Raw genomic sequence first — 12,122 nt, forward strand, 5'->3', positions numbered from 1 at the left:
ACAGTTTCATCGGGCGGGTTGGCCAGGCAGGCCGGTAACCAGTTTGATGTCCGGGGCGTTCGTTCGCAACGTCCCTTGCTCCGAATATCCAGTTGCACTCCGGACAGCGTAGTCGGCTGAATCAGTTGTGCCTGGAATTAGGGCGACTTTTCTAATTATTGATTCTATGAATGGCTGCTCATGCAGCGCCGTGTTGCGGATCCGTGCAGTACGGAAATGACCGGAAAGTCGCGTTCAAGCCCCTGTTTAGGGCGATTGACAATTGTCGGAAATTCCGTGAAGGTGACGTACCCAAATCAAACGGGCGTATGAATTGAGCGTTTGTATTTTCAGAATGCTCCTACAGAACCCCGACTATCGCGTTGACGGGTGTGCCTGGCGGATTGGCGTAGCATCGGCGGTAACGTCAATGCCGAACCAGCAGTCAGCGTTCAACGTGTACTGTTCAGCTTCCATATCGTGGAGATCAGTTGATGATTTACGAAGGTAAAGCCATCACGGTTAAGGCTCTTGAAAGTGGCATCGTCGAACTGAAGTTCGATCTCAAGGGTGAGTCCGTCAACAAGTTCAACCGTCTAACCCTGAATGAATTGCGTCAGGCTGTGGACACTATCAAGGCAGATGCTTCGATCAAGGGTGTGATCGTCAGCAGCGGCAAGGACGTCTTCATCGTCGGCGCCGACATCACCGAATTCGTCGATAACTTCAAGCTGCCCGATGCCGAACTGATCGCTGGCAACCTCGAAGCCAACCGTATTTTCAGCGACTTCGAAGACCTCAACGTACCGACCGTCGTGGCCATCAATGGCATCGCCCTGGGTGGTGGCCTGGAAATGTGCCTGGCCGCGGATTACCGCGTCATGTCCACCACGGCCAAGATCGGCCTGCCGGAAGTCAAGCTGGGCATCTACCCGGGCTTCGGCGGCACCGTGCGCCTGCCGCGCCTGATCGGTGCCGACAACGCCATCGAATGGATTGCCGCAGGCAAGGAAAACCGCGCTGAAGACGCGCTGAAGGTCGGCGCCGTGGATGCGGTGGTCGAGCCAGGCAAACTCCAGGAAGCGGCCCTTGAAACGATCAAGCGCGCCATCAGCGGCGAGTTCGACTACAGGGCCAAGCGTCAGCCGAAGCTGGAAAAGCTCAAGCTCAACGCCATCGAACAAATGATGGCCTTCGAAACCGCCAAGGGTTTCGTCGCCGGTCAAGCAGGCCCGAACTACCCGGCGCCGGTCGAAGCGATCAAGACCATCCAGAAAGCTGCGAGCTTCGGTCGCGACAAAGCCCTGGAAGTCGAGGCCGCTGGTTTCGTCAAGCTGGCCAAGACCTCGGCAGCGCAAAGCCTGATCGGTCTGTTCCTCAATGACCAGGAACTGAAGAAAAAGGCCAAGGCCTACGACGAAATCGCCCGTGATGTGAAGCAGGCCGCCGTACTTGGCGCCGGCATCATGGGGGGTGGTATCGCCTACCAGTCGGCGTCCAAAGGTACGCCGATCCTGATGAAAGACATCAACGAGCACGGGATCGAGCAGGGCCTGGCCGAAGCCGCGAAGCTGCTGGTGGGCCGCGTCGACAAAGGTCGCATGACCGCTGCGAAGATGGCCGAAGTGCTCAATGGCATTCGTCCGACCCTTTCCTACGGCGATTTCGGCCATGTCGACCTGGTGGTCGAAGCGGTTGTCGAAAATCCGAAGGTCAAGCAAGCGGTACTGGCTGAAGTCGAAGACAAGGTCAAAGAGGACACCATCCTCGCGTCGAACACCTCGACCATTTCCATTTCGCTGCTGGCCAAGGCCCTCAAGCGTCCGGAAAACTTCGTCGGCATGCACTTCTTCAACCCGGTGCACATGATGCCGCTGGTGGAAGTGATCCGTGGCGAGAAGTCCAGTGAGCTGGCGATTGCCACCACCGTGGCCTACGCCAAGAAGATGGGCAAGAACCCGATCGTCGTCAACGATTGCCCGGGCTTTCTGGTCAACCGCGTGCTGTTCCCGTATTTCGGCGGCTTCGCCAAGCTGGTCAGTGCCGGTGTGGACTTCGTGCGCATCGACAAGATCATGGAAAAATTCGGCTGGCCGATGGGCCCTGCGTACCTGATGGACGTGGTCGGCATCGACACCGGCCACCACGGTCGCGATGTCATGGCGGAAGGCTTCCCGGACCGCATGAAAGACGACCGTCGTTCGGCCGTCGACGTGCTCTACGAAGCCAAGCGCCTGGGCCAGAAGAACGGCAAGGGCTTCTACGCCTATGAGACCGACAAGCGCGGCAAGCAAAAGAAGGTGGCCGACTCGTCGGTGCTGGAAGTGCTCAAGCCGATCGTCTACGAGCAGCGCGAAGTCACCGACGAGGACATCATCAACTGGATGATGATCCCGTTGTGCCTCGAGACCGTGCGTTGCCTGGAAGACGGCATTGTCGAAACCGCCGCCGAAGCCGACATGGGTCTGGTCTACGGTATCGGTTTCCCTCCATTCCGTGGCGGTGCGCTGCGCTACATCGATTCGATCGGTGTGGCCGAGTTCGTTGCCCTGGCTGACCAGTACGCTGATTTGGGCGCGCTGTACCACCCAACCGCGAAGCTGCGTGAGATGGCCAAGAACGGCCAGAGCTTCTTCGGTTAAGCGCCCAACGACTAGAGCGAGAGAACATTTATGAGCTTGAATCCTAGAGACGTCGTGATTGTCGACTTCGGTCGTACACCGATGGGCCGCTCCAAGGGCGGCATGCACCGCAATACCCGCGCCGAAGACATGTCGGCGCACCTGATCAGCAAGCTGCTGGAACGCAACGTCAAGGTCGACCCCAACGAAGTCGAAGACGTGATCTGGGGCTGTGTGAACCAGACCCTGGAGCAGGGCTGGAACATCGCCCGCATGGCCTCGCTGATGACCCAGATTCCTCACACCGCGGCCGGCCAGACTGTCAGCCGCCTGTGCGGTTCGTCCATGAGCGCGCTGCACACCGCAGCCCAGGCGATCATGACCGGCAACGGTGACGTGTTCGTCGTCGGCGGTGTCGAGCACATGGGCCACGTGAGCATGATGCACGGTGTCGATCCGAACCCGCACATGTCGCTGTACGCGGCGAAAGCCTCGGGCATGATGGGTCTGACTGCGGAAATGCTCGGCAAAATGCACGGTATCACCCGCGAACAGCAGGACGCCTTCGGCGTGCGCTCCCACCAGCTCGCCCACAAGGCGACCGTGGAAGGCAAGTTCAAGGATGAGATCATCCCGATGCAGGGTTACGACGAGAATGGCTTCCTGAAGCTGTTCGACTACGATGAAACCATTCGTCCGGAAACCACCCTGGAAAGCCTGGCGGCCCTCAAGCCGGCCTTCAATCCCAAGGGCGGCACCGTGACAGCGGGTACCTCGTCGCAGATCACCGACGGCGCGTCGTGCATGATCGTGATGTCGGCCCAGCGCGCCCAGGACCTGGGTATCCAGCCGATGGCGGTGATTCGTTCGATGGCCGTGGCGGGTGTGGACCCGGCGATCATGGGCTATGGTCCGGTACCGGCCACGCAGAAAGCCTTGAAGCGTGCAGGCCTTGGCATATCCGATATCGACTTCTTCGAACTCAATGAAGCTTTCGCTGCACAGGCCCTGCCCGTGCTGAAAGATCTGAAAGTGCTCGACAAGATGAACGAGAAGGTTAACCTGCACGGCGGCGCGATCGCCCTGGGTCACCCGTTCGGTTGCTCCGGTGCGCGTATCTCCGGCACCTTGCTCAACGTCATGAAGCAGAACGGCGGCACCTTTGGGGTGTCCACCATGTGCATTGGCCTCGGCCAGGGCATCGCCACTGTCTTCGAACGCGTCTAAGCGTTGCGTTGATGGAAGCCGGGGCCAAGTGCCCCGGTTTTTGTTTTTCCGGGTTTAGTAGAAAAGATTTTGTTTTTATTTTGAAAAGATTTCAGTGAGGGCCAAAGCATGCCGATACAACCTGGGCTCTACCAACATTACAAAGGTCCGCAGTACCGCGTATTCAGTATCGCGCGGCACTCCGAGACCGAGGAAGAAGTGGTCTTCTATCAAGCCCTGTATGGCGATTACGGCTTTTGGGTGAGGCCCTTGAGCATGTTCGAAGAGTCCGTCGAGGTTGACGGCGAACAGGTGCCGCGCTTTGCTTTGGTGCAGGCCGAAGAGAGCCTTTTTTCCAAGCCTTGAGGGCAGTCTGCGGGAAACCCTGCGCTTGACCTCACCTTGTAGCCACTATATATAGCGGTGCCGCGTCAGGCGCCAACCGCCTTTCACTTTTTAGAATTCAGGAATTTTCTGATCCATGGGCAAATCGCTGGTCATTGTGGAATCCCCGGCTAAGGCCAAGACCATCAACAAGTATCTGGGCAACCAATACGTGGTGAAGTCGAGTATCGGCCATATCCGAGACCTGCCCACCAGCGGTTCGGCTAGCGCCAGCAAGGAGCCTGCCGCCAAGCGCGGCAAGGCTGCTGCCGGTGAAGCGCCGGCGCTGTCGCCCAAGGACAAGGCGCGCAAGCAGCTCGTCTCACGCATGGGTGTCGATCCGGAACATGGCTGGAAAGCCAAGTACGAGATCCTCCCGGGCAAGGAAAAGGTCATCGAAGAGCTGCGTCGGCTCGCCAAGGATGCCGACACCATCTATCTCGCGACGGACTTGGACCGCGAAGGGGAAGCCATTGCCTGGCACCTGCGCGAAGCCATCGGTGGGGATGACAGCCGCTATAAGCGCGTGGTGTTCAACGAAATCACCAAGAAGGCTATCCAGGAAGCCTTTTCCCAGCCAGGCGAGCTGGACATCGATCGGGTCAACGCCCAGCAAGCGCGTCGTTTTCTCGATCGCGTGGTGGGCTACATGGTTTCGCCACTGCTCTGGGCCAAGATCGCCCGCGGCCTGTCTGCCGGTCGCGTGCAATCGGTCGCGGTGAAGCTGGTGGTGGAACGCGAGCGGGAGATCCGCGCGTTCATCCCTGAAGAGTATTGGGAAGTCCACGCCGACCTCGGTACCGCCAAGGGCGCCACCGTGCGCTTCGACGTGGCTCGGGAGAAGGGCGAAGCCTTCAAACCGCTCAACGAAGCCCAGGCCATGGCTGCCCTGGAGAAGCTCAAGGCTTCCAGCTACAGCATCGTCAAGCGCGAAGACAAACCGACCAGCAGCAAGCCGTCCGCACCGTTCATTACTTCCACGCTGCAACAGGCCGCGAGCAACCGCCTGGGCTTTGGCGTAAAGAAAACCATGATGATGGCCCAGCGTCTGTACGAAGCCGGCTACATCACCTATATGCGTACCGATTCGACCAACCTCTCGGCTGATGCCGTGACGATGGCGCGCACTTATATAGAAAGCGAGTTCGGCAAGAAATACCTGCCGGACACGCCGAACGTCTACAGCAGCAAGGAAGGCGCACAAGAGGCTCACGAAGCGATTCGTCCGTCTGACGCCAACACCGAGCCAAGCAAATTGTCGGGCATGGAGCGCGATGCTGAGCGCCTCTACGAACTGATCTGGCGCCAGTTCCTGGCCTGCCAGATGCTGCCGGCGCAATACCTGTCGACTACCGTAAGCGTCGGTGCTGGCGACTTCGAGCTGCGCGCCAAGGGCCGCATTCTGAAGTTCGACGGCTACACCCGCGTGATGCCGCAAATCACCAAGCCTGGGGACGACGACGTTCTGCCGGACATGGCCCAGGGCGATGTGATGAAGCTGATCAAGCTTGATCCGACCCAGCACTTCACCAAGCCGCCGGCCCGTTATTCGGAAGCCAGCCTGGTCAAGGAAATGGAAAAGCGTGGCATCGGTCGTCCTTCGACCTACGCGGCGATCATTTCCACCATCCAGGATCGCGGTTACGTGGCGCTGCACAACCGTCGTTTCTATTCGGAAAAGATGGGTGACATTGTCACTGAGCGTCTGTCCGAGAGTTTCTCGAACCTGATGGACTACGGCTTCACCGCCGGTATGGAAGAGAACCTCGACGATGTGGCCCAGGGCGAACGGGACTGGAAGAATGTCCTCGACGAGTTCTACGGCGACTTCAAGAAAAAACTCGAAGTGGCTGAAAGCCCTGACAACGGCATGCGGGCCAACCAGCCGGTCATGACCGACATTCCGTGTCTGACCTGCGGTCGTCCGATGCAGATCCGCACGGCATCGACCGGTGTCTTCCTCGGTTGCTCGGGCTACAGCCTGCCACCCAAGGAGCGCTGCAAGGCGACAGTCAACCTGGTGCCGGGCGACGAAATCGCTGCGGACGACGAGGGCGAGTCGGAATCCCTGGTATTGCGTGGCAAGCACCGCTGCCCGATCTGCAGCACGGCGATGGATGCTTACCTGCTGGATGAAAAGCGCAAGTTGCACATCTGTGGTAACAACCCGGACTGCGCCGGCTACGAGATTGAAGAGGGCAGCTATCGCATCAAGGGCTATGAAGGCCCGAGCCTGGAATGCGATAAGTGCGGCAGCGAGATGCAGCTCAAGACTGGTCGCTTCGGCAAGTTCTTCGGCTGCACCAACCCGACCTGTAAGAACACCCGCAAACTGCTCAAGAGCGGTGACGCGGCACCGCCGAAAATGGATCCGGTGAAGATGCCGGAACTCAAGTGCGAGAAGGTCAACGACACCTATATCCTGCGTGACGGGGCATCTGGCCTGTTCCTGGCGGCCAGTCAGTTCCCGAAAAACCGCGAGACTCGAGCGCCGCTGGTGATGGAAATCCTGCCGCATAAGAGCGAGATCGATCCTAAGTACCATTTCCTTTGCGAAGCACCGCAAAAGGATCCGGAAGGGCGCCCGGCGGTCATTCGCTACAGCCGCAAGACCAAGGAGCAGTACGTGCAGACCGAAGTCGACGGCAAGCCTACCGGCTGGAAGGCGTACTACGACGGCGGTAAATGGACGGTTGAAGACAAGCGCTGATCGCCGGGGCTTGTCTGAGGTAGGGAGGCTTCCTGTGGCGAGGGAGCTTGCTCCCGCTGGACGGCGTAGCCGTCCCCAACAAGCCCCAAGTGAACAGAAGGCCGCATGTTTTCATGCGGCCTTCTGGTTTTTGGCTTGCAGTGGCCTCGGTTGATCCACGACACTGTCGCACCTGCGTGAAGCTTTTATTTCGTTGGGGAGAAGCCACCATGGCCCACGAACTCTACACCCGCACCAATCAGAAAATTTATTTCGCCGGCTTGTCGCTCGAGGCGCTCGCCAGGGCGGAGGATGGGCGTGCGATGAATTCCCCTGCGCTGATCCAGGCAGGACGTGAGTCCGCGCTGTTTCATCTGTACGGTGCGTTGTTGGGGTTGTGCCATGAAATTGCCGGTTTCTATCGTCTGCCACAAGCGAATGCGCCACGGGCCGAGCTGCTGTTGACCCGGGAAGTGCTGGATACCATCGCCATCCCCGAGCTGGCCGAGATGGTCGAGCTGGCCCACAATCCGGAAACCTGGCTGGCCAGGCTGCTGGCAGCCCACGCGGCGCTGTTCGAGCCGCCGCGGGCCCCTCGCAAACCCAAGGGCGATGTGACCCAACCGTTGATCGTTGCGGTCAATCTGGATGAGCAGGAACCCGAGCAGGAGCTGAGCCAGGAGGAGCTGGAGAGCTGGCGCCAGAACCTGAAAAGCCTGGCGATTCGCTTTCGTGAAGGGTTGAACGAGTGCTGAGTTTTCCTTCAACCCGTTCTGATCGTTGATAACGCTTGGTCAAGATCCCGAGCGAAGCCTGACTGATGACTATATAATCCTCGCCTTTGGTGGAGAACAGACTTTTATGCCTACGTCCTTTCTAGAAATTGTCGAACTTCCTGATGGTCGCATCGAGCTGCGCAGGGCTGAGGACGAAGGTTCTCTGGTTACCCTGAACTTCTCAGAAGATGCCAAGGTATTCCTTCAGGGCCAACATGTCGAAGTCGCCAAGGCGATGCTGAGCGTGGGCGTTCAGATGGCCGGCCGATTGGTTGAAGGCGAATTCAGCAAGGAAGAGGGGCCGCGGGTTCTTCATTGATCCCGTCTGTCGGTTTTTTGGACGTTAGTATAGCTGACCGGCTTCTCTGTCCTGGAGAAGCCCCGCGTTTGTTTAGCCCAATCGAATATTCAGGCTTTGTGCGTCCCCGGTGCGAGCGGCGCTGATCAACTGTTGCCGTGCGGTTGTGGTCAACGGATTGAGCCAGCTGACCACCGTATGGCTGCGACCCAAGCGCAAGGCTTCACACGTCAGCTGTTGGGCGCTTTGGGTGCCTCGTGGCTGCAGTAGCAGGATCCGTTCACGGTTCAGGCCAGCATCCCGCAGCCAGGCCTGGGTGACACTGGCTGGCGGCGCGATCAGCGTCAACCAGCGAGCGTCTTGGTCCTGGCTCAGTTCTCGCAGAATCGGCGCCAACAGGTTCAGGCAGTTTCCAGCCGCACCACGTAACGACAGCTCGCTGAAAGCCTCCGGCTCGACGCCCCAGGGCGATTCGATGACCTCTTTCAGGACTGGAACCAGCGGTTGGGCCATGAATGCCTCGAACAGCGGAAGTTGTGTGTGCTGTGGTGTGTGTGGGAACTGCATAAAGCCTCCTTTAGCGGCGAATGACGCCGACACTCAAGCCTTCGATGACCAGATCCTGATCTTTCAGGTTCACTTCGATGGGGGCGAACTCGGGATTCTCGGCGATCAGCCAGACCTTGCTGCCGTCGCGCTTGAAGCGCTTGACGGTCACTTCATCACCGATTCGTGCCACAACGATCTGGCCGTTACGGGCCTCACGCGTGGTGTGGACCGCCAGAAGGTCGCCGTCGAAGATGCCGATGTCTTTCATGCTCATGCCGTGCACGCGCAGAAGGTAATCAGCCCGTGGATGGAAGAATGAAGGATTGATATTGCAGGACTCCTCGACGTGCTGCTGGGCGAGGATCGGGGCGCCTGCTGCGACCCGGCCGATGATTGGCAGGGTGGTTTCGTCGGCCTTGGCTTCGAAGCCAGGAATGCGAATGCCGCGGGAAGCGCCCGGCGTCATTTCGATCGCACCTTTGCGGGCCAGCGCCTTGAGGTGTTCTTCAGCCGCGTTGGGCGACTTGAAACCCAGTTCCTGAGCGATTTCCGCGCGGGTCGGCGGGTAGCCGTTGTCTTCGAGGCAGCGTTTGATGAAGGCCAGAATCTCTGCTTGGCGTGGCGTCAGCTTTAGCATATTGATCGCTCTGTCTTTTTATACAGTGACTGGGATTATATACAGTGGACAGCGCTTGGCAATCCTCCTTTTTTCACCGCCCGCTGGACGGTCGGTCGTGCCGCTGGAAGCGACATGGCTACAGCCTGTTTAAAGGTGTGGTTAAATAACTGACCGGGCGTTCGCAAAACGTCCCGGCAGGCTTGACAACCCCAAGGCTGAAACGTATGTTTCAAACAAGTGTTTGTCAGGCGGAGTAGCCATGGCCCAGTCGGAAACCGTTGAACGCATTCTCGATGCTGCCGAGCAGTTGTTCGCGGAAAAAGGTTTCGCCGAAACCTCGTTGCGTCTGATCACCAGCAAGGCCGGGGTCAACCTGGCCGCGGTGAATTATCACTTCGGTTCGAAAAAAGCCTTGATCCAAGCGGTTTTCTCGCGCTTCCTCGGGCCTTTCTGCCTCAGCCTCGATCGCGAGCTGGAGCGGCGCCAGGCCAAGCCTGACGTCAAGCCTACCCTGGAAGAATTGCTGGAAATGCTGGTCGAGCAAGCGCTTGCCGTGCAGCCACGCAGCGGTAACGATCTTTCCATTTTCATGCGCTTGTTGGGCTTGGCATTCAGCCAGAGCCAGGGCCACTTGCGGCGTTATCTGGAGGACATGTACGGCAAGGTGTTCCGCCGCTACATGCTACTGGTCAATGAGGCCGCGCCGCAGATTCCGCCGATCGAGCTGTTCTGGCGCGTGCACTTCATGCTTGGTGCCGCCGCGTTCAGCATGTCGGGTATCAAGGCATTGCGGGCCATCGCGGAAACCGATTTCGGTGTGAACACGTCGATCGAGCAGGTGATGCGCCTGATGGTGCCATTCCTGGCTGCCGGCATGCGAGCCGAGAGCGGGGTCACCGATGAGGCCATGGCCGCCGCACAATTGCGTCCGCGCAGCAAATCAGCCCCGGCACTCGCCAAGGCTTGAGTGCACGGGTGGGCGCGGCTGTCTACATCCGCTAAGCTAGCCGCCCATGCCGACTCTCGTTTCGAACCCGCTTCATATTTCATCGCGCAACCGTGATCTGCCGGGCCTGGAGCCCGGTGGCGCGGTCGTGTCTGTGAGGTTCATCGTTATTAAGGAAATGCTATGACTGCTGGCCTGCAAGGCTCGTTGATGGTGGACGTCGCCGGTACCTGGCTGACGGCTGAAGATCGCCACTTGTTGCGCCAGCCCGAAGTGGGTGGGCTGATTATTTTCGCGCGCAACATTGAACATCCGCGGCAGGTGCGCGAATTGAGTGCCTCGATCCGCGCTGTCCGTCCCGACCTCTTGCTGGCGGTCGATCAGGAAGGCGGCCGCGTGCAGCGCCTGCGCCAGGGTTTTGTGCGGTTGCCGGCGATGCGAGCGATTGCCGACAATCCGGATGCCGAATACCTGGCCGAGCAGTGCGGCTGGATCATGGCCACTGAAGTACTGGCGGTTGGCCTCGACTTGAGCTTTGCCCCGGTGCTGGACCTCGATTATCAACGCAGCGCGGTGGTTGGCAGTCGTTCCTTCGAGGGCGACCCCGAGCGTGCCGCGTTGCTGGCCGGTGCCTTCATCCGCGGCATGAACGCCGCCGGGATGGCAGCCACCGGCAAGCATTTCCCCGGGCACGGTTGGGCCGAGGCTGATTCCCATGTAGCCATTCCCAACGATGAGCGCAGTCTCGAGCAGATTCGCGCCAACGACCTGGTGCCATTCGCCAGGCTGAGCAAACAGCTCGCGGCGGTGATGCCGGCCCATGTCATCTACCCGCAGGTCGATGCCAATCCCGCGGGTTTTTCCCGACGTTGGCTGCAGGACATCCTGCGAGGCGAGTTGCACTTCGACGGCGTGATCTTCAGTGATGATCTGTCGATGGCCGGTGCCCATGTGGTTGGTGATGCTGCCAGTCGTATCGAGGCCGCTTTGTCGGCCGGTTGCGACATGGGCCTGGTGTGCAACGATCGCGCTGCGGCAGAGCTGGCCTTGAGTGCCGTCCAGCGGCTGAAGGTCCAGCCATCGACGCGGATTGCCCGTATGCGCGGCCAGGCCTTCGCCTCCACAGAATATCGCCAGGACCCGCGCTGGCTGACGGCGATCGGTGCGCTTAAAACCGCTCAATTGATCGATTAAGGACTTTTTCATGACCGTTTACGCAATTATCGGCGGCACTGGCCTGACCCAGCTCGAAGGCCTGACCATTCGCCAGTCTCTGGCGGTTGAGACGCCCTACGGCGCGCCATCGGCTGAGGTGCAGATCGGTGAGTATGCCGGGCGCGAAGTGCTGTTCCTGGCTCGCCATGGCCATCCCCATCGTTTTCCACCCCATCAGGTAAACTACCGCGCCAATCTCTGGGCCCTCAAGCAGGCCGGCGCCGAGGCGATCCTGGCGGTCAACGCCGTGGGTGGCATTCATGCTGCGATGGGGACCGGGCATTTCTGCGTGCCCCATCAACTGATCGATTACACCAGCGGCCGTCAGCACACCTATTTTGCCGATGACCTGGAAGCGGTGACCCACATCGATTTCAGCTACCCCTACACGGAGTCTTTGCGTCAACAATTGATCGCAGCCCTCGCCGCCGAAGGCTGCGGCTACAGCAGCCATGGCGTATATGCCTGCACTCAAGGACCTCGCCTGGAAACCGTGGCTGAAATTGCCCGCCTGGAGCGCGACGGTTGCGACATTGTTGGCATGACCGGAATGCCGGAAGCGGCGCTGGCCCGTGAATTGGACCTGGAGTACGCCTGCCTGGCCCTGGTGGTCAACCCGGCGGCAGGCAAGTCCACGGCAGTGATCACCATGGCCGAGATCGAGCAGGCGCTGCATGACGGGATGGGGAAGGTGAAGTCGACCTTGGCGCGGGTGTTGATGGCTGGCTAGTGGATGATTAAGTCCGTTGTCTGATAGTCAGCTATCGCGAGCAAGCTCGCTCTCACGAGGGGTTTTGGTGAGCACTCGTTCTGCCACCGCCTCGGAACAGTGTGGGAGCG

At 59.5% G+C, this 12,122-nt stretch carries 11 protein-coding genes; 9 read left to right on the forward strand and 2 right to left on the reverse strand.

All coding sequences use genetic code 11. The features are described from left to right. Nucleotides 1–473 precede the first annotated feature (473 nt). The 6 genes from fadB (at nucleotide 474) to J9870_RS09610 (ending at nucleotide 7,974) form a co-directional block, all read left to right on the forward strand. Nucleotides 474–2,621, forward strand: a complete 2,148-nt coding sequence (fadB, locus tag J9870_RS09585; protein WP_210643671.1) for a fatty acid oxidation complex subunit alpha FadB — start codon at nucleotides 474–476, stop codon at nucleotides 2,619–2,621. A 30-nt stretch (nucleotides 2,622–2,651) separates the two neighbouring features. Next, entirely contained in the window at nucleotides 2,652–3,827 is a 1,176-nt protein-coding gene (gene fadA, locus J9870_RS09590) for an acetyl-CoA C-acyltransferase FadA (protein WP_210643672.1), read from the forward strand. Between the two features lie 108 nt (nucleotides 3,828–3,935). Beyond that, nucleotides 3,936–4,172, forward strand: a complete 237-nt coding sequence (locus J9870_RS09595; RefSeq protein ID WP_135844527.1) for a DUF1653 domain-containing protein — start codon at nucleotides 3,936–3,938, stop codon at nucleotides 4,170–4,172. A 115-nt stretch (nucleotides 4,173–4,287) separates the two neighbouring features. Next, nucleotides 4,288–6,900: a type I DNA topoisomerase gene (topA, locus tag J9870_RS09600; RefSeq protein ID WP_210643673.1), complete on the forward strand. Its 2,613-nt coding sequence runs from the start codon at nucleotides 4,288–4,290 to the stop codon at nucleotides 6,898–6,900. Between the two features lie 209 nt (nucleotides 6,901–7,109). Beyond that, nucleotides 7,110–7,634, forward strand: a complete 525-nt coding sequence (locus J9870_RS09605) for a DUF6586 family protein (RefSeq protein ID WP_210643674.1) — start codon at nucleotides 7,110–7,112, stop codon at nucleotides 7,632–7,634. Nucleotides 7,635–7,740: 106 nt separating this feature from the next. Beyond that, a complete protein-coding gene (locus J9870_RS09610; RefSeq protein ID WP_122568400.1) occupies nucleotides 7,741–7,974 on the forward strand; it encodes a hypothetical protein in 234 nt (77 codons plus the stop codon). 72 nt (nucleotides 7,975–8,046) lie between these two features. On the opposite strand, the gene sulA is transcribed toward J9870_RS09610, so the two are convergent. Both sulA and lexA read right to left on the reverse strand, forming a co-directional pair. Further along, nucleotides 8,047–8,520, reverse strand: a complete 474-nt coding sequence (sulA, locus tag J9870_RS09615; RefSeq protein WP_210643675.1) for an SOS-induced cell division inhibitor SulA — start codon at nucleotides 8,518–8,520, stop codon at nucleotides 8,047–8,049. A 10-nt stretch (nucleotides 8,521–8,530) separates the two neighbouring features. Next, entirely contained in the window at nucleotides 8,531–9,139 is a 609-nt protein-coding gene (gene lexA / locus J9870_RS09620; protein ID WP_003199651.1) for a transcriptional repressor LexA, read from the reverse strand. Nucleotides 9,140–9,380: 241 nt separating this feature from the next. Here lexA and J9870_RS09625 point away from each other — a divergent pair, with 241 nt between their 5' ends. The 3 genes from J9870_RS09625 (at nucleotide 9,381) to J9870_RS09635 (ending at nucleotide 12,012) form a co-directional block, all read left to right on the forward strand. Then, nucleotides 9,381–10,088: a TetR/AcrR family transcriptional regulator gene (locus J9870_RS09625; protein WP_210643676.1), complete on the forward strand. Its 708-nt coding sequence runs from the start codon at nucleotides 9,381–9,383 to the stop codon at nucleotides 10,086–10,088. 162 nt (nucleotides 10,089–10,250) lie between these two features. Continuing rightward, nucleotides 10,251–11,261 carry a beta-N-acetylhexosaminidase gene (nagZ, locus tag J9870_RS09630; RefSeq protein ID WP_210643677.1) on the forward strand — a complete coding sequence of 337 codons (1,011 nt, stop codon included), beginning with the start codon at nucleotides 10,251–10,253 and terminating at the stop codon, nucleotides 11,259–11,261. Nucleotides 11,262–11,271: 10 nt separating this feature from the next. Then, nucleotides 11,272–12,012 carry an S-methyl-5'-thioinosine phosphorylase gene (locus J9870_RS09635; RefSeq protein ID WP_210643678.1) on the forward strand — a complete coding sequence of 247 codons (741 nt, stop codon included), beginning with the start codon at nucleotides 11,272–11,274 and terminating at the stop codon, nucleotides 12,010–12,012. Nucleotides 12,013–12,122: the final 110 nt, after the last annotated feature.

The organism is Pseudomonas sp. Tri1 (genome assembly GCF_017968885.1).
Lineage (GTDB): Bacteria > Pseudomonadota > Gammaproteobacteria > Pseudomonadales > Pseudomonadaceae > Aquipseudomonas.